The following is a 23,950-nucleotide window of genomic DNA, read 5'->3' on the forward strand; positions in this document are numbered from 1 at the left end:
ACGGCAGACTGGTGCCTCGTGAGTACCCAGTTGCTGATCGGCGGTCGTTTCTACAGTTCCAGTTCCCCCGACGCGACAGCGATGGCGGTGACCGACGGAACCGTGGTGTGGCTGGGCGCCGAACAGCCGGGACGCGCGCTGCACCCGGATGCCGAGGTCATCGATCTGGACGGCGCGTTCGTGGCGCCCGCCTTCGTCGACCCGCACGTGCACGTCACCGCGCTGGGGCTGAAGCTCACCGGACTCGACCTGTCGGTGGCTCGTTCGCTCGAACATTGCCTGACGCTGCTCGGTGACTTCGCCGCGGCACGTCCCGAGGGTGTCATCCTCGGCGACGGCTGGGACGAGACCACCTGGCCGGAGGGCCGCCCGCCCACGGTCGAGGAGATCGACAAGGCCGCAGGTCCTCGGCACGTGTACCTGTCCAGGGTGGACGCGCACTCGGCCGCGGTGTCGTCGGCGCTGCTCGACGCGCTGCCCCAGGTGAGCGCCGCCGACGGCTTCACCCGCGGCGAGCCGGTGCGGGCCACCGCGCATCACCTGGTGCGGACCGCCGTGCTCGCGGAACTGGATCGGGCACAACGAGATCGAGCCAGGACCGCCGCCCTCGACCACGCCGCCGCGCACGGCATCGTCGCGGTGCACGAATGCGCGGGCCCAGAAATCTCCGGCCGCACCGACATTCGCGAACTGCTCGACTTCCGGCACGGCGTCGAGGTGCGCGCGTACTGGGGCGAAGCGGTGCGCAGCGCCGACGAAGCCCGCGCACTCGTCGACGAACTCGGCGTGCACGCTCTCGGCGGTGACCTGTTCGTCGACGGTTCCATCGGCTCGCACACCGCCTGGCTGCGCGACCGCTACACCGACGACCCGGGCACCGGGCGCGCCTACCTCGATGCCGACACCATCGCCGCGCACGTCCGCGCCTGCACCGAAGCCGGGATTCAGGCGGGCTTCCACGTGATCGGTGACGCCGCCATGGACGCGATCAGCATCGGATTCGGCCGCGTCGTCGCCGAATTCGGCGGCCCGGCCGTGGCCGCCCTCGGCCACCGCGTCGAACACGCCGAACTCCTCGACGCCGACCAGATCGCCGAACTCGCCTCGTGGGGCGTAATCGCCAGCGTGCAACCAGGTTTCGACGCGGCATGGGGCGGCACCGACGGCATGTACGCCGCCCGCCTCGGCGCCGAACGCGCCGCCACACTGAACCCGTTCGCCGCCATGGCCGCCGCGGGCATCTCCTTGGCGATCGGCTCCGACGCGCCCGTCACCCCGCTCGACCCCTGGTCCGCCGTCCGCGCCGCCGCCAACCACCACACCCCCGGTCACTCCCTTTCCCCGCGAGCCGCTTTCGCCGCCGCCACCCGGGGAGCGTGGCGCGCCGGCGGCGTCCGCGACGGCATCGCGGGCACCCTGGTCCCGGGAGCCCCAGCCTCGTACGCGGTATGGGACGCCGACGAACTCGTGGTCGCCGCAGCCGCCGACACCGTCCAACGCTGGTCCACCGACCCGAGATCCCGCGTCCCCGGACTGCCCCCGCTGGTACCGGATTCGCCCCTGCCGACCTGCCTGCGCACCGTGCACCGTGGAACCGCCATCTATGAAGCGTGAACGCGCCACCTGGCCCGCTTCATCGCTGCGCCGATCAGTGCAGTGGAGCGCGCTGCCTGCAGCGGCACCTCGTCGCGTCGGCGCGGTCGAATCCAGCAGCGCCACAACCGCCGCCATCGGTGGCGTTCCAGCGAGCAGTGCACCGACCATGGCGAGCGCTGGCGAGCACCTCCGCGTCAGCGCGCCGGAAGGCCGAGTCGCGCTGCGCGGCTGTCGAGATCGGCGTGCGCGCCGACGGCTCGGCACCACATCGCAACATCGGGGAATCGCGGCTCTTGCCGTATCGCATGGGAAGGCGACCACTCGTGGTGCGTGAACGACTGTCGGCGGCATTGACCAGGTATCCGGTGCTGTGGCGATCGGTGGCGGCGATTGTGGCCGGGCTGTTGTTGTTCGGCAGCTTTCCGCCGCGGCCGTGGTGGTTCCTTGCGCCGCTGGGGATTACGGTGCTCACGCTGGTCGTGCGTGGCAGCGGGCGGTTGCGTGGTGGGTTCGGGTATGGGTTCCTGGCGGGGCTCGCGTTTTTCGTTCCGTTGTTGCCGTGGACCGGGATCTACGTAGGACCGGTGCCGTGGCTGGCGCTTTCGACGGTGTGCGCGGTGTATATCGGACTGTTCGGGCTGATGGCGCGGCTGGTGGGCAGATTGCCTGGCTGGCCGCTGTGGGTGGCTTTGGCGTGGGCGACCGCCGAGTGGGTGCGGTCGAGTTTTCCGTTCGGTGGATTTCCGTGGGGCCGTTTGGCATTCGGGCAGGCCGATGGCTGGTTTCTCTCGCTGGCCTCGATCGGTGGCGCACCGCTGGTCAGCTTTGCGGTGGCGCTCACTGGAACCGGTGCTGCGGCACTGGTTCTGGTCGTGCGATCGATGCGTGCGGGTCAGTCCGACTCGGATGGTGTTCGCGAGAAGTCGAATACGGACGCTACGACTGAAGACGCTTCGGACCAAGACCGACAGCGGCATGGCGTCGGCGTCAAAGACCACGCAGCCGAGAAGGCGGATCGCTCGCCTGCGGATCAGGCTCGCACCCTGGCGGACCAGCCTCGCACCCCTGCGGACCAGCATCGTGCACCCGCCGCCCCGCGAATCGCATTGGTCACCGCCGCAGTGACTTTGGTCATCATGCCGATCGCGGGCCTGATCCTCGGCGCGACCCTGCCGGACCCGGCTCGAGGCGACCGCACCATCACCGTCGCCGCCATCCAGGGCAGCGTCCCCCGTCTCGGCCTCGACTTCAACGCCCAGCGCCGCGCCGTACTGGACAACCACGTCCGCCGCACCAAGGAATTGGCCCGCGCGATCGAGGCGGGCCAGGCCAAGAAGCCGGATGTGGTGATCTGGCCGGAGAATTCGTCCGACATCGACCCACTGCGCAATGCCGACGCCGCCACGCTGATCACCGAGGCGTCCGAGCAGATCGGCGCGCCGATCCTGGTCGGCGCGGTGCTGGTGAACAGCGACCGCACCACCACCAACTCGGTGATCGTGTGGAACGGCGCGGCGGGGCCGGGGGAGCGGCACGACAAGAAGATCATCCAGCCGTTCGGCGAGTACCTGCCGATGCGCTCGTTCTTCCGGCTGTTCTCCGAATACGCCGACCGCGCCGGATATTTCGTTCCCGGCCACGGCGACGGCGTGGTGCACGCCGACGGCATCCCGATCGGTGTCGCGACCTGCTACGAGGTCGCTTTCGACCGCGCCTTCGAGGACGCGATGCGCGCGGGCGCCCAGCTGCTCACCGTGCCGACCAACAACGCGACCTTCGGCGACAGCGAGATGACCTACCAGCAGCTGGCCATGTCGCGGATCAGGGCGGTCGAGCACGGTCGTGCCCTGGTTGTCGCGGCAACCTCGGGGGTGAGCGCGATCATCGGCGCGGATGGCAGTGTGCGGCAAGAAAGTCCGCAATTCGTGCCCGCCGCGTTGGTGGCCGACCTCCCGCTACGCACCAGCAACACTATAGCAACCCATGTGGGGCCCGCGCCGGAACGGGTTTTTGTCGCATTGACTGTCCTCGCCATGATCGCTGCGGCGCTCCGGGGAAGGTCGTCACGAGCCGTGAACGAGACCGACCGGAAGGTACTTAACGCCGAAATTCTCGGCTGAAGGTCTCGGGGAGATAACCTGACTCCCGGTTTTTTCTGTGGTTGCTGTGAGTGACTCGTCATGTAACGAATCGTTCGCAAGAGTGCGATTGGGCGGCCGTAAGTGCTTGTCAGCGCATAAATGTCCTGGCACTTCCGCTGAGCCATCTGGGCGGTTTGGGTAGTTAGCCAAAAGTTTGCTATCCAACGAGGGCTGTCGTGGCTAGCGTGCGATGTGAAACAAATCCGCCACGTTGGCAATCCGGCCGATCAGACGCTCCGAATCATAGGGCGTGGATCACGTTCCACGGTCGGCCTTGCGTGCCTGCTGTGGGGCGTAGCTCAGAGAGTTGCGTCAAACAGCGGCAGAACGGAGTGATTGATGAGTTCATTGGCCACGGACAGCGTCGACCAATGTTCATCGGGCGAATCCTCGGCACAACCATTCGTCTTGTCGCCGGCCCAAACGGCTCTCTGGTACGCGCAACGGATTCGTCCGGACGTGCCATTGACGATCGCCCAGTATGTGGAGATTCAGGGCGACCTGGACGTCGGTCGGCTGCTCTACGCGATCGAGCGCTTCGGCGCCGAAACCCAGGTCGGTCAGGTGCGGCTGCGGGAAATCGACGGAATCCCGCATCAGGTGGTCGATTCCACGCGCCGGCCGGGTTGGGCGCGGGTCGATCTGCGCGCCGAGCCCGACCCGCACGCGGCGGCGATGCGCTGGATGAACGAGCACGCCAGCTCGCCGATCGATCTCGAACGCGATCCGCTCAGCACGAATGTCGTACTGCGGACCGGTGATTCGGACTACATCTGGTACGCCCGCGCGCACCACATCGTGATCGACGGCTACGGCGCGATGAACGCGCTCACCCGCACCGCGGAGATCTACACCGCGCTGGACAACCAGACCGAGCCGGTGGTGTCCAGAGCGACCCCGTTGGCCGAGATCTACGCCGACGAGGTGCGCTACCGCGACACCAGCCGGTTCCGCGCGGACCGCGACTACTGGCTCGAGCAGCTGGCCGGTGCGGGCGAGCCGATGAGCCTGAGCGGCGCCACCGTCACCGCGGCCAGCCACGACGTGGGCCGGCGCACCGCCACCGCGGTGCTCGACGACCGCGCCCAGTCCGCGATGGACGCGGCGGTCACCGCCTTCGGCACCGCCAACTCCGCGCTGTTCGTCGCGGCGCTCGGCGCGTATGTGCGGTCGGTGACCGGCAATTCGGATGTGGTGCTGAGCCTGCCGGTGTCCGCGCGCACCACGGTCTCGCTGCGCCGCTCGGCCGGCGTGGTGTCCAACGTGGTGCCGATCCGGCTGCGGTTCACCGCCGCCACCACCGTCGCCGAGGTGGTGAAGGCCACCGAGCTGCAGATCACCGGCGCGCTGCGCCATCAGCGCTACCGGCACGACGACATCCGCCGCGACTGCGGCTACTCCCGGGACGCACGCGGCTTCTTCGGCCCGATGGTCAACATCATGCTGTTCCACAACGAGTTGAAGTTCGGCACCCTGGTCGGCTCGCTCAACGTGCTGGCCACCGGCCCCGTCGAGGACCTGTCGGTCAACCTGTACAACGGCGTCGGCAATCGCATCCACGTCGACTTCGAGGCCAACCCCCGGCTCTACAGCGAGACCGAGGTGAGCACCCACCACGACCGCTACCTCGACTTCCTCACCCGCTTCCTCACCGCCGCACCGGACACCCTCGCCGAGTCGCTCACCGCGATCACGGCGACCGAACGCGACCGAGTCCTGCACGACTGGAACGCCACCGAGACCCCGCCGCACACCGGCACCCTCGCGAGCCTGTTCGCCGAGCGCGTCGCGAGCTGCCCCAAGACCGTTGCGCTCGAATTCGGCGAGGAGGCAATGACCTACGCCGAACTCGACGATCGTGCGAACCGTCTCGCCCGGCTGCTCATCGCGCACGGCGCGGGTCCCGAGCGGGTCGTCGCGCTGTGCCTGCGCCGCAGCCTCGAACTCGTCGTCGGCATGTACGCGATCGTCAAGACGGGCGCGGCCTATCTGCCGTTGGATCCCGAGCATCCGGCCGAGCGCATCGAACAGATCGTGGCTCAGGCGGCACCGGTCTGCGTGCTGACGGCCGAGCGCGACGAGCTCACCCTGCCCGTGGACCGGCTCGACCTCGACATCGTCGACCTGGCCGGCTTCGCCGGCACCCCGATCACCGACGCCGACCGCACGGCCGCGCTGCGCCCCGGCCACCTCGCCTACGTCATCTTCACCTCCGGCTCGACCGGAAAGCCGAAGGGCGTCGGCGTCACGCACGCCGCGATCGTCAACCGGCTGCGCTGGATGCAGCACGAGTATCCGCTCGACCAGACCGACGCCGTCCTGCAGAAGACACCGGCCACCTTCGATGTGTCGGTGTGGGAGTTCTTCTGGCCCTTGCAGATCGGCGCGCGACTCGTCGTCGCCGAGCACGACGGCCACCGCGATCCCGGCTACCTGGCCCGGCTGATCACCGAAAAGAAAATCACCACAGCGCATTTCGTGCCGTCCATGCTGTCGGTCTTCGTCACCGACACCGACGTGCGCGGCTGCACGGCGCTGCGTCAGGTGTTCTGCAGCGGGGAGGCGCTGCCCGCCGCGACGGTCCGTGACTTCCACGCCGCATTGCATCACCCGGCGTTGCACAACCTGTACGGCCCGACCGAGGCCGCGGTCGACGTCACCTACTGGCCGTGCCCGGCCGATCCGTCGAGCGTGCCGATCGGCTCGCCGGTCTGGAATACCCAGACCTACGTGCTGGATTCGCGCCTGCGACCGGTGCCGCCCGGTGTGGTGGGTGAGCTGTATCTGGCCGGTGTGCAGCTGGCCCGCGGTTACCTCGGTCAGCCCCGGCTCACCGCGGATCGCTTCGTGGCCAATCCATTCAGCCCCGGCGTCCGGATGTACCGCACCGGTGACCTGGCGCGCTGGCAGCTCTCGACCGGCCGCCCCGGCGTCCTGGAATACATGGGCCGCAGCGACTTCCAGGTCAAGATCCGCGGCCTGCGCATCGAACTCGGCGAGATCGAGGCGGCCTTGCTGTCCGACGACCGGGTGGCGCGAGCGGTGTGCGTGGCGCACACCGGCCGTAATGGTGACGAGCTGGTTGCCTACGTTGTCGCCGCCCTCGACGCTGCGGAATATCGGCCCGCCGTGCCCAGCGCAGGCCCGCCGCATCCGGCGTCCCGGATCGACACGGCCGCACTGCTGACCGCACTGCGGCGCACCCTGCCCGCGTACATGGTGCCGTCCGCGCTGATGGAGCTCGACGAGCTGCCACTCAGCGCCAACGGCAAGATCGACCGCAAGGCGCTGCCCGCGCCCGCGGTGGGTGCCCGCTCGGCCAACAGATCGACCGCCGAGCCGCGCACCGAGGTGGAGCGCGTGCTCGCGGGCATCTTCGCCGAGGTGCTCGGCACCGACGACATCGGCGTCGAGGACAGCTTCTTCGACCTCGGCGGCAACTCGCTGATCGCCGCCCGCGCCGTGGCCAGGATCAACGCCGCCCTCGGCACCGGTCTGACCATCCGCGACCTGTTCGAGGCGGCCACCATCGCCGCACTCACCCAGTGCTTCGCCACGCACACCACCGACGTCGCCTCGCCGAAACTCGTTGCGGGTGAACGGCCGGAGCGGATTCCGCTGTCGCTGGCCCAGCAGCGGCTGTGGATCCTCAACCGGTTCGCCGAACACGCCGCGGCCTACAACATGCCGCTTGCCGTTCGGATCGAAGGCGCGCTCGACGTCGAGGCCCTGCGCGCCGGACTGGTCGACGTGATCGAACGGCACGAGAGCCTGCGCACCACGTTCCCGGAGTCGGCCGACGGGCCGTGCCAGCTGATCCACCCGGCCGCCGAGATCCCGCTCACCCTCGACCCGATCGACGCCACCGGCGCCGACGTCGCGGCGCTGGCCACCGAATTCGCCGGATACGGCTTCGATCTGCGCATCCAGGCCCCGATCCGGGTCGCGCTCTACACCACCGGACCCGACAGCTGGGTGTTCCTCCTTGTCCTGCACCACATCTGCGGTGACGGCTGGTCGATCGCGCCGCTGGCCAGGGATCTGATGACCGCGGTCTCGGCACGAGCCGACGGTGCCGCGCCGCAGTGGACACCGCTGCCCGTGCAGTACGCCGATTTCGCGCTGTGGCAGCGCGAACTGCTCGGTAACGAATCCGATCCGGCCAGCGCGCTCAGTGGCCAACTGACACACTGGCGTTCGGCGCTGGCCGGGCTGCCCGACCAGCTCGACCTGCCGCTCGACCGCCCGCGCCCGCTGCGCCGGTCCACCACCGGCAGCCGGGTCGAATTCACCATCGCCCCCGAAATCCGTCGTGCCGCAGGCGAACTGGCGGCCACCCGGGGCGTGAGCATGTTCATGGTGCTGCACGCCGCGCTGGCCACCCTGCTGTCACGGCTGTGCGCGAGCACCGACATCGCCATCGGCACGCCGATCGCGGGCCGCTCCGATCCGGCGCTGGACGAGCTGGTCGGCATGTTCGTCAACACGCTGGTGCTGCGCACCGAGGTCGACCACGCCGCCGGCTTCGACCGGATGCTCGACGTGGTGCGCGAGACCGACCTCAACGCCTTCGCCAACGCCGACGTGCCGTTCGAGCGGCTGGTCGAGGTGGTCAATCCGGAACGCTCCGCCGCCAGGCACCCGCTGTTCCAGGTGATGCTGTCCTACGACCGCGCGCCCGATCTGCGCGTCGAACTGTCCGGCGTGCGGGCCGAGGTGCTGCCGATCGTCTCCGATATCGCCAAGTTCGATCTGCAGCTGGTGGTGCACGACGACATCTCCGACGGACCGCTGACCGCCGAATTCGGCTACGCCACCGACATTTTCGACGCCTCGACGGTCGAGTCGTTCGCCCGCCGGTTCGTCGCCGTGCTCAACGCGGTGGTCGCCGCGCCGAGCATGCCGATCGGTGACCTGACCATCCTGGACCGCCGCGAACTCGCCAACCTGGTGCCGATCGCGGGCTCGCCCGCAGAGCCGTTCAACACCTTGGCCCGGCTGCTCACCGACACCGCCGAGCGGCTGCCCGACGCGGTGGCGGTGCGCTACCTCGGCATCGACACCACCTACCGCGAGCTCGACGAGACCTCGAACAAGCTGGCCCGCGCGCTGATCGAGCACGGCGCGGGCCCCGAGGTGGTCGTCGCGATCGCGCTGCCGCGCGGACTGGACGCCATCACCGCCGTGTGGGCCGTCGCGAAAACCGGTGCCGCCTACGTGCCGATCGATCCCGGCTACCCGGGCGAGCGGATCACGCACATGATCGGCGACTCCGGCGCGCTGCTCGGCCTGACCGACGCGGAATGCCTTGCGGCCATGCCGGAATGGCCCGCGCCCCGCGGCAAGCATCGCAAGACCTACGTCGACTGGCTGGTGCTCGGGTCCGACGAGCTGGCCGCCGAATCCGTGAACTACTCGACGGGTCCCATCACCGATGTGGACCGGCACCTGCCGCTGTGCACGGTGCATCCGGCATACCTCATCTACACCTCCGGCTCGACCGGCACGCCGAAGGCCGTGGTCGTCACCCACGCCGGGCTCGCGTCCCTCGCGCACGAGCAGATGCACCTGTTCGGCGTCTCGGATTCGGCACGGACACTGCACTTCTCGTCGCCGAGCTTCGACGCGTCGGTGCTCGAGCTGCTGCTCGGATTCGCGGCGGGCGCCACCATCGTCGTCGCGCCCGCGGGTCTGTACGGCGGCACCGAACTCGCCCGGTTCCTGCGCGACGAACGGGTCACCCATGCCTTCGTCACGCCCGCCGCGCTGGCGACCGTGCCGCCCGAGGGGCTCGACGAGCTCGAGGCGGTCATCGTCGGCGGTGAGGCGTGCTCGGAGGAGCTCGTCGAAACCTGGTCGGTCGAGCACCGCATGCACAACATGTACGGGCCGTCCGAGGCGACCGTCGCGGCCACCGCGACGGGGCCGATGGTGCCGGGTCGCCCGGTGCCGCTGGGCAGGCCGATCCGTGGCATGCGGTTGTTCGTGCTGGACGGACGGCTGCACCCGGTGCCGCCGGGGACTCCCGGTGAGCTGTACCTGTCCGGACCCGGGCTGGCGCGCGGCTATCACGGCCGGTTCGGCCTTACCGCGCAACGGTTTCCGGCCAATCCGCACGGCAGGCGCGGTGAGCGCATGTACCGGACCGGCGATCTGGTGGTCGTCGAATCGACTGGGGGGCGGCAGCCGGCGGAGTCGGCGGGGTGGGTGGATGCAGGGCAGCTGCGCTTCCTCGGCCGGGCCGACGATCAGATCAAGATCCGCGGCTTCCGGATCGAGTTGCGCGAGGTCGACCACGTGCTGCGCAGCTACCCCGGGGTGAGTTTCGCGCTCACCGTCGTGCACACCGACGAGCAGGGGCAGCCGCGGCTCGCGTCGTACGTCACGGCGGACGGGCCGGTGGAGGCCGCGGCGATCGTCGAGACCGCGCGGCAGCGGCTGCCCGGATACATGGTGCCCGCGTCGGTCATCGTGCTGGACGAGCTGCCGGTCACCCCGGCGGGCAAGCTGGATCGAAAGGCGTTCCCGGAACCCGTTTTCGCCGCCATCGGTTCGTCACGCGCGCCGAGCACCGAGCTGGAATTGCGGGTCGCCGGTGTGTTCGGCGACATCCTCGCCCGCCCCGTCACCGGGGCGGAGGACAGTTTCTTCGATGTCGGCGGTAACTCGCTGCTGGCCACCAGGCTCGCCGCGGCACTGCACGCGGAGTTCGGGGTCGACCTGCCGGTGCGGGTGATCTTCGAGGCGCCCACCGTGGCGGGTGTCGCCGAGCGGCTGACGGAAGCGCCCCGGACGCAGCGGTTGGCGCTGGCTGTGCAGACCACGCGTCCGGGACGCATTCCATTGTCGCTGCCGCAGCAGCGACTGTGGTTCCTCAACCGATATTCTCCCGAATCGAGCGCATATAACATCGCTTTCGTTATCCGAATCGCCGGTGATCTGGATGTGGCGGCCCTGCGCGCGGCACTCACCGACGTCGTCGAGCGGCACGAGGTGTTGCGGACGGTTTTCCCGGAGGACAACGCCGGGGCACAGCAGTCCGTGCTGCCGACCGCCCGCGCGCTGCCGACGATCGATCCGATCGACACCGACGACACGGGCGCGGCGGCGGCCTTGCGCACCCTCGCGCACACCGGCTTCGATCTGGTGCGCGACACCCCGCTGCGAACGACGTTGCTGCGCACCAGCGCCGAGCGCTACCTGCTCGGCATCGTGGTGCACCACATCGCCGCCGACGGCTGGTCGCTCGGCCCGCTGACCAGGGACCTGGCCGCCGCGTATGTGGCGAGGCACGAGGGCGCCGCGCCCGCGTGGGCGCCACTTCCGGTGCAGTACGCGGACTTCGGGCTGTGGCAGCGCGCCTGCCTCGGCGACGAGAACGACAAGGACAGCCTCGCGGGCAACCAGCTGGCGTACTGGCGGACCGCGCTGGCCGAGTTGCCCGGCGAACTCCCGCTGCCCTACGACCGGCCGCGGCCCGCGGAACCGACGCTGCGGGCGGGCACGGTGAAATTCACGGTGCCCGAGCCGGTGCAGCATGCCCTCGCCGACCTCGGCAAGGAACAGGGCGTCAGCATGTTCATGGTGCTGCGCTCGGCGCTGGCGGTGCTGCTGCGCTCGGTGACCGGCGGTCGCGACATCGTCATCGGCACCCCGGTCGCGGGTCGCACCGACACCAAGCTCGACGAGCTGGTCGGCATGTTCGTCAACACGCTGGTGCTGCGTTCCGATGTCGATCCCGACCGCACCTTCGCGGGGCTGCTGCGCGCCGATCGGGACACCGAACTGGCCGCGATGGCGCACGCCGACATACCGTTCGAGCGCATCGTGGAGGAATTGGGCGGCGACGCAAGGAGTTCCGGTCGCCATCCGCTGTTCCAGGTGGCGCTGAGCGTGCAGGACGGGCCGGTCCCGATGCTGGAGTTGCCGGGTCTGGCGTTGCGTGCCGAGGAACTCGACATCGCGCTGGCCAAGTTCGACCTGGAACTGCGGGTCGCCCACATCGGCTGCGACGCCGGTCCGGGCGAGCCCGGTCAGGCTTTCGAATTCGTCTACGCCGCTGAGCTTTTCGACGAGTCGACGATCCACACATTGGCCGACCGGTTCCTGCGGGTGCTCGCGGCGGTCACCGCTGATCCGCGAGTCCTGGTGCGCGACATCGACGCTCGCACCGAACGCGAGCGACGCCTGTTCGCGCCGGCGACCGGCGGGGCGACGATGCCGCAGTGCACGTTGTCCGCGTACTTCACCGCGACCGCGCACATGCATCCGCAGCGCACCGCCCTGCAGTCGGGCAGCACCACGCTGACCTACGCCGAGGTGGATCGCCGCTCGAACCGCTTGGCGCGGGCCCTGCTCGCGCGGGACATCGGGATCGGGGACCGGGTCGCGCTCGGGCTCACCCGATCGGTCGAATCCATCGTCACCCAGCTCGCCGTCGTCAAGTCCGGCGCCGCGTTCGTGCCGGTCGACCCGAACTACCCGGCCGATCGGATCCAGCACATGCTCACCGACGCGGGCTGCTGGGTCGGCGTCACCGTCGCCGCACACGCCGACCGGCTGCACGCGGTCGACGGCCCGGCGACCGAATGGTTGCTGCTGGACGATCCCGACTTCGGCACCGAACTCGACACCTACGACGACGCACTGGTCGACGACCTCGACCGGCTGTGCACCATCGAGGCGTCCGACCTCGCGTACCTGATCTACACCTCCGGCTCCACCGGAAAACCCAAGGGCGTCGCGGTCACCCACGCCGGACTGTCCAACTTCGCCGACGAGCTGCGCGACCGCATGCGAGTCGACCGCGAATCGCGCACACTGCACTTCTCCTCGCCGAGCTTCGACGCGGCGATGCTGGACCTGCTGCTCGCGGTGGGTTCCGGCGCGGCCATGGTGATCTGCCCGCCGGAGGTCTACGGCGGCGACGAGCTGGCGGCGCTGCTGGAGCGAGAGCGGATCACCCACACCTTCCTGACCCCGGCCGCGCTGTCCACCATCGATCACCAGCGCTGGCCGCTGCCGCACCTGCGGGCGCTGATGGTCGGCGGCGAAGCCTGTGGACCGGATCTGGTGGCCCGCTGGGCGCCGGGCCGGGCCATGTTCAACGGGTACGGGCCGACCGAGACGACCGTCGTCGCGACCATCGCGACGCTGACCGCCGACCGGCCCGTCACCATCGGCACGCTGGTTCGCGGCGCGCGGGCGCTGGTGCTGGACGAACGGCTGCGTCCGGTGCCGGTCGGCGTGCCCGGCGATCTGTACCTCGGCGGATACGGCGTGGCGCGCGGCTACTTCGACCGATTCGGGCTCACCGCACTGCGTTTCGTGGCCGATCCGTACGGGCCCGCCGGTGCGCGGCTCTACCGCACCGGTGACGTGGTGCGCTGGAACGGCGCGGGCGAGCTGTGCTACCTCGGCCGCAGCGACCATCAGGTGAAGGTGCGTGGCTTCCGCATCGAGCTCGGCGAGATCACCGCCGCGCTCGGCGAACATCCCGGAGTGCGGTTCGCGCACACCGAGGTTCGCCAGATCGCCGGCGCGGATCGGATCGTGTCGTTTGTGCAGGCCGCCGACGAGCACGCAGGTGTGGATGTGGAGGCGGTGCGCGCCCATCTGGGCGCGCAGTTGCCGACGCACATGGTGCCGACGAGTATCACTGTGCTGGAACACATTCCGCTGACACCGGTGGGCAAGTTGGATACCGCCGCGCTGCCCGAACCACAGCTCATCGCCGACGCCGCGGCGCGGGCGCCGGAGACCGAGTCGGAGCTGCTGGTCGCCAGGGTGATGGCGGACCTGGTCGGCGTCGACGAGGTGCGGGCCGACGACAGTTTCTTCGATATCGGCGGAAACTCGCTGCTGGCAACGCAACTCGTCGCCCGGCTCGCGGCGGCGACGAACATCCGCCTGGAAGTGCGCACCGTGTTCGCCGCGCCGCGGGTGGCCGCGCTTGCCGCGCTGCTCGACTCGGGGCCCGCGGGCTCGGACGCGCGTCCGCCGTTGGCGCGGCGGCACCGGCCGGAGCGGATTCCGCTGTCGGCGGCGCAGCGTCGGCTGTGGTTCCTCAACCGGTTCAACGGATCCGGCGAATCGGCCGACCAGACCGCAGGCGCCTACAACGTGCCGGTCGTGCTGCGGATGAACGGCAAGCTCGACGTCGACGCGCTGGTGATGGCGCTGCACGCGGTGCAGGCCAGGCACGAGACGCTGCGGACCGTGTTCCCCGAGACCAATGGTGAACCGGCCCAGCAGGTCTTGGATCTGGCCGCCGCCGCGCTCACACTGTTCGTCGCGACGGTCACCCCCGACGAGGTCGACGACGCCGTACGGCGCTTCGCCGCGCCGGGATTCGACCTCGCGGGCATGGTGCCGATCCGGGCCGCGCTGATCTCGGTGTCGCCCGACGGCGACACCGGCGTGCAGAATCCGGCCGAGGTGTCCGACGAACACGTCCTCGTTCTGGTGGTGCACCACATCGCCATGGACGGCTGGTCGCTCGAGCCGATGGCGCTCGACGTGGCCACCGCCTACCGGGCGGCCTGCGCGGGACAGACACCGCAGTGGACCGATCTCAGCGTGCAGTACGCGGATTACACACTGTGGCAACAGGAGACGCTCGGCGCCGAGAACGACGCCGACTCGGTGCTGAGCCGTCAGCTCGCCTACTGGCGGCGCACCCTCGACGGCAGCCCCGAGCTGCTCACCGTGCCCGCGGACCGGCGGCGGCCGCCGGTACCGTCCTACCGGGGCGGGCTGGTCGAATGCACGGTCGACGCGTGCACCCACCGGGAACTGCGCACGATCGCGACCAGCAACAACGTCAGCATGTTCATGGTGCTGCACGCCGCGCTCGCGGTACTGCTGCACCGGATGAGCGCGACCGACGACATCACCGTCGGCACGCCCATCGCCGGACGCGGCCACCCCGCGCTGGACCGGTTGATCGGCATGTTCGTCAACACCCTGGTGCTGCGTACTCGGATCGATCCGGATGCCAGGTTCACCGACCTGCTGCATACGGTCCGCGACACCGATCTCGACGCGTTCGCGCACGCCGACGTGCCGTTCGAGCGGCTCGTCGAGGTGCTGAATCCGGCCCGCTCACAAGCCCATCATCCGATGTTCCAGGTGATGCTCTCGGTGCAGAACCAGCCGGTGCGCGGCCTCGACCTGCCCGAGCTGCGGATCGAGGCGGCCGATATCGACACCGGCATCGCCAAATTCGATCTGCAGTTCACGCTGACCGAATCGCAGACACCGGAACGGGATCCGGCGGGCATCACGCTGTCGGTGAACTACGCGAGCGATCTGTTCGACGAGCAGACCGCGCTGCGGCTGGGCAAGCGACTGGTCCGGCTGCTCGCCGCCATCGCAGCCAATCCCACTACGGCCGTGGGTGATCTGGAGCTGCTCGATCCCGCCGAATGGTCCGGGCTCGCCCCGGTGCGCGGTGCGGAGGCGGACCGGCCGGTCACCTTCCCGGAGGTGTTCGCGGCGGCGGCGAACGTCGACCGCAAGGCGATCGCGTTGCGCACCGAGGAGACTCAGGTCAGCTACGACGCGCTCGACCGGTGGACGAACCGGTTGGCGCGGGTGCTGATCCGGCAGGGCGTCGGTCCGGAAACGCTGGTGGCGCTTGGTATTCCGCGATCGGTCGAATCGGTGGCGACGGTGCTCGCGGTGGCCAAGGCCGGTGCCGCGTTCGTGCCCGTCGACCCGCTGTATCCGGCCCACCGGATCGAACACATGCTCTCGGATTCCGGTGCGGCTCTGGGCATCACGCTCGGCGACTATCGCGCCGAACTGCCCGACGGCGCGGAGTGGATCGTGCTGGACGACGCGCACTTCCGCGGGCTCGTGCTCGACTCGTCGGACGCGCCGATCACCGCCGCGGAGCGCACCGCTCCGCTGCGGATGGACAACCCGGCATATGTGATCTACACGTCCGGTTCGACCGGGACACCGAAGGGCGTGGTGGTCACGCACGGCGGTCTGTCCAACTTCGCGGCCGAGACCGCGCAGCGGTTCGACGTCCGACCCGGTTGCCGCGTCCTGCATTTCGCGACACCGAGCTTCGACGCGGCAATGCTGGACCTGCTGCTGGCGCTCGGCGGCGCGGCCACCCTGGTGATCACGCCGCCCGGTGTGGTCGGTGGCGAAGACCTCGCGCGGGTGTTCATCGACGAGGCGATCACGCACGCGTTCATCACCACCTCGGCGCTCGGCACCGTCGACCCGACCGGTGTCACCGAACTGCAGCACGTGCTGGTCGGCGGCGAGGCGCTGCCGCCGGATCTGGTCACCCGATGGGCGCCGAACCGCAACCTGTACAACGTGTACGGGCCCACCGAGACAACCATCGTCACGGTGATCGGCCAGCCGCTGACACCGGGCGGTCCGATCACCATCGGCGGGCCGATCCGCGGCGTCAGCGCGACCATCCTGGACCTGCGCCTGCACCCGGCACCGGTCGGTGTCACCGGCGAATTGCATCTGTCCGGTGCCGCGTTGGCTCGCGGTTACCTCAATCGGCCGGGCCTCACGGCGCAGCGATTCGTCGCGAACCCGTACGGCAAGCCGGGGGAGCGGATGTATCGGACCGGCGACCTGGTGCGCTGGTGGTCCGGGCCGGGTTCGCTGTCGGCGGGTCGCAGCACGGGCGCGGGTCGTGAGATCGAGTACGTCGGGCGCACCGATCATCAGGTCAAGATCCGTGGCTTCCGTATCGAACTCGGCGAGATCGACGCGGCGCTGGCGCGGCACAGCGCGGTGGAATTCGCCACCACCATCGGGCATCGCACGCCGGCGGGAACCACGGCGCTGGTGTCTTATGTGAAGGCGCGCAACGGAGTGTCCGCGGCCGAGCTCACCGACCACGTGGCCGGGCTGGTGCCGAATTACATGGTGCCGCAATCGATCATGATGCTCGACCGGGTGCCGCTCAGCCCGGTCGGCAAGCTTGATCGAAAAGCGCTGCCGGAACCGGTGTTCGCGTCCGCCGAGGGCTATCGTGCGCCGACCACCCCGACCGAGGTAGCACTGTGCGCGGCCTTCGCCACGGTGCTCGGCATGGAATCGGTGGGCGCCGACGACGGGTTCTTCGAACTCGGCGGCAACTCGCTGCTGGCCACGAAAGTTGTTGCGCAGGTACGGGCCAACGGTCTCGACCTGCCGGTGCAGTTGATGTTCGGCGAGGCGACCCCGGCGGCCATCGCCGCCCGCCTCGACGGCTCGGGCGCGGGCATCGCGGCGGCGTTGGGGCCGGTGCTGCCGATCCGCCCGAACGGCACCGGGGCGCCACTGTTCTGCATCCATCCCGCGATCGGGCTGGCCTGGTGCTACTCGGGCCTGCTCGCGCATCTCGCACCGGACCGTCCGGTGTACGGGCTGCAGGCACCGCACGTCGCGGGCGAGGACGGCTTCGCCTCGATCGCCGAAGCCGCCGGACAGTATGTGGCGCATATCAAGTCGATCCAGCCGACCGGGCCCTACCACCTGCTCGGCTGGTCGCTCGGCGGGCTGATCGCGCACGAGGTGGCGGTGCGGCTGCAGGAGGCGGGCGACGAGGTCGCGCTGCTGTCGATGATGGACAGCTACCGGCTCTCCGATGCCTGGCTCGAGCACGCGATCCCGAGCGTGGCCGAGATCATCGAGGAATTCGGCAGCGACCAGCTCGACACCCCGATCGACCCGGCAATGAACCTGCGCGACGCGGCAGAGCTGCTGCGCGCGCGGCCGGGGCCGTTCGCGGCGCTCACCGTCGAGCACCTCGAACGGCTCTACGCCGGCTACACCAACGGCACCCTGCTCGCGCACAGTTTCCGGCCCCGCGTCTTCGACGGCGACCTGCTGTTCTTCACCGCCGCCGCGGACGAGATCAACCGGGCCGATCCGGAACGCCGCGCGGCCGCGTGGCAACCGTTCGTCACCGGCGCCATCCATGATCATGAACTGCCGTGCAGGCACTCGGCGATGACCGCACCCGAATCGCTCGCCGCGATCGGCCCGGTACTGCGCAGGCAGCTGGACGGTACGCCGGCACGCCAGTCGACCAACGGGTCGCATTCGGTCAACGGAGACCCGAAAAGAGCCAAGAACGGCTCGCGATCCGACAAGCCTGCCATCGGGATCAGAAAGAAGGAGAAGCAAAGGTGAGTGGGCGAGAAGTGCAGGGGTCCACCGGCAGACCGATCGCGAAGGCGGGGGAGTCGCTCATGGAGGTAAACCAGTGAGCTTGGCAGTAGAAGTCGTCGGCCTGGTGAAGAGCTACGGCAAGATCCGGGTGCTGGACAACATCGACCTGCAGATCCCGACCGGCACGGTGATGGGTCTGCTCGGGCCGAACGGGGCGGGCAAGACGACGACGGTTCGCATCGTCACCACGCTGCTGCGTCCGGACGCCGGGTCGGTTCGGGTGGCCGGGGTGGACGTGCTGCGTAATCCTGGTGCGGCGCGGCGGCGGATCGGTCTGTCCGGTCAGTACGCCGCGGTCGACGCGAACCTGTCCGGGTACGAGAACCTGCGGATGGTGGCCCGGCTGTACGGGATGTCGCAGCGGCAATCCACCGCACGGGCAGCGGAACTGTTGAGCGCGTTCGGATTGGAGCAGGCGGCCGACCGCAGGGCGGGCACCTACTCCGGTGGCATGGCGCGGCGGCTCGACCTGGCCGGGGCGCTCGTCGCCCGGCCCGCGGTGGTGGTGCTGGACGAGCCGACCACCGGGCTCGATCCGCGCGGGCGGCTCGACATGTGGCGCGTCATCGGCGATCTCGTCGACGACGGCACCACCGTTTTGCTCACCACGCAGTATCTGGAAGAAGCCGACCAGCTCGCGGACCGGATCACCGTCATCGACCGGGGCCGGGTGATCGCGCGTGGCTCCGCGGACGAGCTGAAGTTGTCCATCGGCGGTGATCGGCTCACCGTCACCCTCGCCGCCGGCCAGGACGTCACGCCCGCGCTGCGGGTGCTCGCCCAGGTCGGCGTCGGCGAGCCAAGCCACGACGACGGCACCGACGCGGTGTCGATCGTGGTCGGCGACGGCTCACGCACCATGGTCGAGGCGTTGCGTCGGCTCGATGACGCAGGCGTGTGCGTGGTGGACGCCGAGGTCCACCGCCCCAGCCTCGACGACGTATTCCTTTCGCTCACCGGCACTGCGGCCCGTGATTCGGCCGAGCGCCAGCCAGAAACCGATGACGTACAAGAGGAGATCCTGTCGTGAGAGCGCGTAACGTCACAGCCGCCCCTGCGGGCGCGACGGAGCCGAGTGGCCGCGAGGTGCGGTCGTGACTGCTGTCGTCGAAGTCCCGAAAATGCAAGCTGTTCAATTCGATTCGGGTCCGCGGTTGCGGATCTTCCGGGACAGCGCGATCGTCGCGCACCGCAATCTGCTGACCATTCTGCGGGTGCCGACCCTATTGGTTACCGCGACGATTCAGCCGCTGATGTTCGTGTTCCTGTTCGCCTACATCTTCGGCGGATCGCTGGGCGGCAGCCAGTACCGTGAATTCCTGCTGGCCGGAATCTTCACGCAGACAGTCGCTTTCAATGCCGCGTTCACCACCGTCGGCCTGGCCAGCGACCTGCAGAAGGGGATCATCGACCGGATGCGCACGCTGCCGATGTCACGGCTCGCGGTGCTGATGGGTCGCACGCTGTCCGACCTGGTGGTCAATATCCTCAGTGTCGCGGTCATGGTCGGCTGCGGTTACGTCGTCGGCTGGCGGATCAACGGCGGAATCGCCGACGCCGCACTGGCTTTCGGCGTGATCCTGCTCTTCGCCTTCGCCATGTCCTGGGTCGGCGCGCTCACCGGCCTGATGTCACCGAACGTCGAAGTGGCCCAGAGCGCAGGCCTCATCTGGCTGTTCCCCCTGTCCTTCATCTCCTCGGCCTTCATCCCCGGCTCAACCCTCCCGGGCCCCCTGCGCACCATCGCCGAATGGAACCCCATCACCGCAGTAGCCGGAGCAGGCCGCAAACTCTTCGAAAACAACGCCCCACCCACCTTCGCCCACGCCACCGGCTGGCCCGCCGACCACTGCGTCGAATACGCCATAGCCTGCTCCCTGACCATCCTCGCCCTAGCCGTCCCCCTCGCCCTCGCCCAATACCGCAAGGTAGCCAGCCACTAGCCCACCCCCACCTCGACTGCCCCCTCCCGGTCAGGCGAGCACCGTTTCGGTGACCCGGACACCGACTACACCGAGTGAGCGGCTTCCAGAAACGGTGCTCGGCCAGAACAAAGGGTGCACATCGGAGCCCCAGCAGCCCCGAAAACACCCACCCGACACACTCACTGCTTCAAAGTGCTCGAGAACAGCACCACAGCAAGATGACCACCTCCGGAACACGACACCACGCACCTGACCGATAACTGAGGCCGGGGACCCCACCTGGCGCGCCCAGCACTACTCCGGTCATCCGATGAACCAGTCGAAAACCCCTGGAACAGCACACCACCGGAGAATCTCTCAGCACACCAACCCGAACCAGTACACCCAGAACCCCCGAAAAGGTGGACCTATCCGGGCAAGTGCTGCTCAGGACTCCAGAGGTGAACAGTTCAGTGAGCTGAAGACCTATCCACGTTTTCCTGTGAAGCAGTGCTGGGCGCGTCGCCTGCCGTACCCGGCTTTAGTTAACGGTCAGGCGCGCGATGTCGCGTTCCCGAGGTGGTCATCTGGCTGTGGTTGCGTTCCAAGCGCTTTGGATGTGGGGCAGGGGTGGCGGTTCCGGCGTGGTCGTCTGGCTTGTGGTTGCGTTCCAAGCGCTTTGGGCATGGGGCAGGGGCGGTTTCAGCGTGGTTGTCTGGCTTGGGGTTGCGTCCCAAGCGCTTTGGACAGAGATGGGTGGTCGGGCTTTGGTCCGTAGGGGGTTCCACAGGGCGCGTATACCGTTCCACAGGGGCTCAGGTCTGTGAGAGGTATGGACGCGCTCTGTGGGATTGGCGGACAGGCGCGGGCTGACTTCTTCGATCTGTGCCGTCCGTTTCGGCTGTCAGCACGCAGCCTCTACCCAGTGAACGTCCGCATTCCACCGCCCCGCTCGGTCGCTGCTGGAAATCCGCACTCTCACTCGGGACCTGCACTGGCTTTAGGGCCCTATTTCGAGTGCAAGTCCCGAGTGTGGGTGCGGATTTTGGTGGCGGGTGCGGAGGCAGGCGAAAGGCCGCCTGCATCGGGGGATGTAGGCGGCCTTTCGGGCGCGTTAGACGCGGCGGCGGGTCTTGAGGAGGTCGAGGCGCTCCTTGAGCAGCTCCTCGAGCTCTTCCTTGCTGCGGCGTTCCAGGAGCATGTCCCAGTGGGTGCGCGGCGGCTTGACCTTCTTGGTCTCGACGGTGGTGCCCTCGATCAGCATGCCTTCCTGACCGTTGCGGCAAAGCCACGTCGGGGGGATCTCGGCGTCGTCGGCGAACGGGACGTCGAATTCTTCACCGTTGTCGGTGCGGTACCGGGCGATCCGACGCGGAGCCAGGTCGTGGTCGCGATCGGTCTCGTAGCTCACCGCTCCGAGCCGACTGCCCCGGAGTACGCGATCTGCCATGGTGTGCCTCTCCCTGTGTGCTCGAGTCTTGTTGCTGCGACCGTACGAGCGTTTGGTGCTCGCTGGACCTTATGTGCAACGAACGGGCCTGCGCCGATAGTTCCCGACGGGCCGCGGAACCGTTCCATTGTAGTGCCAACGGCGCGCCCACCTCGCCACGCCCGCCGTCCGGCGGTTCTCGGGGGTCGCTGAGCGGGTTCGCGCCGTCGAGCGATTAAGGTTCTGCGTCATGTCGCGCCGCTCGCTGTCCCGCTAGGGGGTGTGTTCCATCTCTGATCGTCGTCACTCTCGCCAGCTGTCCTGCCTGTGGTGTGGGCGGGAAATCGTGGAGTCCGAGGCAGGCCGTCGCCGCCGGTACTGCCGCCAGTCCTGTCGCCAACGCGCCTACGAGAACCGCAACAGTCTGAAGGGGACCGGAATCCCCGACGACTCCGTCGTCCTCAGCGCCCAGGAAGCCGCCGACCTGGCCGACCGCTGGTTCGCCGCCCGCTGCGCCGCCGAAGACGTCGCCATCGCCATCGAAGAAGGCGCCACCCCCAACGAACTCGCGATGCTGGGCAAAACCTTGCTCGAACTGACCCGAGACGCGGAACGCCTACGCTGACCACCGAGTAGCACTGGTAGACAACGCACTTGACGTAGGTTCCGTCCTCCTGACCCATGCTGCGGCATCAGTCGAGAAGACGTTTCCTACGTCAAGTGGGTTTGGGGGGAGAGCTACACCAGGGTTCGGGCGGCGGTCGGTGTTGGGTCGGTCACCAGTTGCAGGGGGGACCTGTCTCCGGCGTCGAGGTTCGCACGGGCTCGTAGGTAGATGGCACCGAGTAGTACGGCGACGCCAGTGGTGAGTCCGGCGAGGGCGGTCAGGGTGGTGGTGTCCGGGTGGATCAAGGACTGAGCGCGCATTGCCTGGGTGAATACGATGGCCAGTAGGCCGGTGTAGCCGAGGGCGAGGACGCCGATGACCGCGGTGCGGGTGCGTTCGGCGCGTAGCCAGGGGTAGCGCGGGGCCAGCCAAGACAGGATGACGACGGCGAGTAGCAGGACCTGGATGGCGTGCAGGCCGAGGAAGTGGGGGACGCGGAGGTCGCCGCCGATGGTGCTCCAGTGCGTGAGCGGCATGCCCGCAGCGGCGTCGCGAGGCGACAGGTCACGGCTTGCGGGATCGATGACGGTGTGCCCGGCGACCAGCTTGACGACGTTGCCGTCGGCGTCGCGGACCAGCTGTTTGCCGGTGAAACCCATCAGGTACCCGAGCATCATCCCGACGATGGCCAGGAACAATCCGGCATGGATCGCCCGTGCTGTCGGCCGATCCACCAGTCGCTGCCAGCACAGGATCAGCGCGATGATCAGGTTCGCCGCGAAAAGTCCCAGCACGCCTGACTGGAACACCTGCTGCCCGATCTGGTTCACCGCGTCGGTCTCGGTATTGAAATGGCTGAACGTGCCGCGTGCGGCCTGTAGTGCGATGAAGCCGACATCGATGAACCCGGTCACCGCGAACACGGTGCCCAACCACCAGGTCGCGCGACTTCCCTTGTGCGGCAACGACAATAGCCACGCCAGCGTGAGCCCGTAGAGCGCGAACGACAGCCCGAACTTCGTCGGCTTCAACCAGACCGACTCACCGAGCAGCATCCGATCGTCGACGAACATCGCTACCAGAGAGAACACGACCAACGCGGTCATCGTGAGCGTCATCCACGTCAGGGGACGATGCAGCCGGGCAGCGGCGTCGGCGAGCGCACCACTGCGGCGATGCCGCGCCGACGACCGACTATCCAGCGAAGCGGCGAAATGTGTTGTTGGCATGCACCGAAGGTAGAAATCAACACCCCTGGACCACGTCCCGCCGCAGCACTATTTGCATCTAGTACCTGGGTACTGATCCGGCGACGAACTGAGCCGACGCCTCGCCCTCGCTCATCCCGGCGGCGAAGTGTGTTGGGGGCCAGAGACCCACTGTAGGAACCGGCACCCTCGGAATACGTCCTGCCGCAACGACACCGCCACCCGAACCGGCTGCCCCGCGAACTCGTCAGCCCTGTCGCACCTAGCGCCGGGGTACTGGACCACGGACGAACTCAGCCGACGCCTCGACCTCGCCTGTCCCGGCGGACCTGCCGGAGGTATTTGGACGACAGGGCTGCCCTTTGCGCGGCATTCGGCGGCCGGGCTGTTGCACGCCGGCCGCGATGGGATCAGATGGCGGGCAGGCTGTCGTCCGGGAACGAGTGGTGCTCGTGCGCCACGATCCAGCGCCCGTTTTCCTTGCGCAGGCCGAGGGTGAGGCGCAGACGCCGTCCCGGGTCCTTGGCGAAGTCCTCGGCGGTCCCACACAGCAGCAGCGCGTGTGCGAACGCGACGTCGGCGCCGGCGGTGACGTCCAACGAGACGATCTCGAACGTCGCGCCCTGCGCCTGCCACTCGAAAAAGCCCGGCCAGGCCGCCTGGTAGGCGTCGATGCCGCGCAGGCCCTCGTTCGGCGGCGGGACGTCGAACATGACGATGTCGGGCGCGTGGTCGGCGAGGACGGCGGCCAGGTCACCGGCGTGTACGGCGGCGGCCCACCGCTCGATCAGAACCCGGATCGTCTTCTCGTCGTCCGACATCGTTCATCGTCCCTTCATGCGGCGCCGCACCAGTGCGTTCGGCATCTA

At 68.7% G+C, this 23,950-nt stretch carries 9 protein-coding genes; 6 read left to right on the top strand and 3 right to left on the bottom strand.

Features of this window, described 5'->3' with window-relative positions; translation table 11 throughout:
* Positions 1–18 precede the first annotated feature (18 nt).
* From ABZ942_RS34260 to ABZ942_RS34280, 5 genes are all read left to right on the top strand, one after another.
* Complete coding sequence (locus tag ABZ942_RS34260; RefSeq protein WP_357389445.1) at positions 19–1,614, top strand: amidohydrolase; 1,596 nt, start codon at positions 19–21, stop codon at positions 1,612–1,614.
* Between the two features lie 305 nt (positions 1,615–1,919).
* Positions 1,920–3,716, top strand: a complete 1,797-nt coding sequence (lnt, locus tag ABZ942_RS34265; RefSeq protein WP_357389447.1) for an apolipoprotein N-acyltransferase — start codon at positions 1,920–1,922, stop codon at positions 3,714–3,716.
* A gap of 360 nt (positions 3,717–4,076) precedes the next feature.
* The gene (locus ABZ942_RS34270; protein WP_357389449.1) at positions 4,077–17,894 is read left to right on the top strand and encodes an amino acid adenylation domain-containing protein; all 13,818 of its coding nucleotides are present in this window, start codon (positions 4,077–4,079) and stop codon (positions 17,892–17,894) included.
* A 73-nt stretch (positions 17,895–17,967) separates the two neighbouring features.
* Positions 17,968–18,963 carry an ATP-binding cassette domain-containing protein gene (locus ABZ942_RS34275; protein ID WP_357389451.1) on the top strand — a complete coding sequence of 332 codons (996 nt, stop codon included), beginning with the start codon at positions 17,968–17,970 and terminating at the stop codon, positions 18,961–18,963.
* Positions 18,964–19,093: 130 nt separating this feature from the next.
* Positions 19,094–19,876, top strand: coding sequence for an ABC transporter permease (locus tag ABZ942_RS34280; RefSeq protein ID WP_357389874.1), 783 nt, complete (start codon positions 19,094–19,096; stop codon positions 19,874–19,876).
* Positions 19,877–20,951: 1,075 nt separating this feature from the next.
* Here ABZ942_RS34280 and ABZ942_RS34285 read toward each other — a convergent pair.
* The gene (locus ABZ942_RS34285; protein ID WP_040731279.1) at positions 20,952–21,287 is read right to left on the bottom strand and encodes an RNA polymerase-binding protein RbpA; all 336 of its coding nucleotides are present in this window, start codon (positions 21,285–21,287) and stop codon (positions 20,952–20,954) included.
* Between the two features lie 268 nt (positions 21,288–21,555).
* On the opposite strand from ABZ942_RS34285, the gene ABZ942_RS34290 reads away from it, so the two are divergent.
* Positions 21,556–21,891 carry a hypothetical protein gene (locus ABZ942_RS34290; protein WP_357389876.1) on the top strand — a complete coding sequence of 112 codons (336 nt, stop codon included), beginning with the start codon at positions 21,556–21,558 and terminating at the stop codon, positions 21,889–21,891.
* A gap of 113 nt (positions 21,892–22,004) precedes the next feature.
* Here ABZ942_RS34290 and ABZ942_RS34295 read toward each other — a convergent pair whose 3' ends face one another.
* On the bottom strand, positions 22,005–23,102 hold the full coding sequence (locus tag ABZ942_RS34295) for a hypothetical protein (RefSeq protein ID WP_357389454.1): 1,098 nt from the start codon (positions 23,100–23,102) through the stop codon (positions 22,005–22,007).
* A 389-nt stretch (positions 23,103–23,491) separates the two neighbouring features.
* The gene (locus ABZ942_RS34300; RefSeq protein WP_357389456.1) at positions 23,492–23,902 is read right to left on the bottom strand and encodes an SgcJ/EcaC family oxidoreductase; all 411 of its coding nucleotides are present in this window, start codon (positions 23,900–23,902) and stop codon (positions 23,492–23,494) included.
* Between the last annotated feature and the right edge of the window lie 48 nt (positions 23,903–23,950).

This window comes from Nocardia sp. NPDC046473 (assembly GCF_040645995.1).
Lineage (GTDB): Bacteria > Actinomycetota > Actinomycetes > Mycobacteriales > Mycobacteriaceae > Nocardia.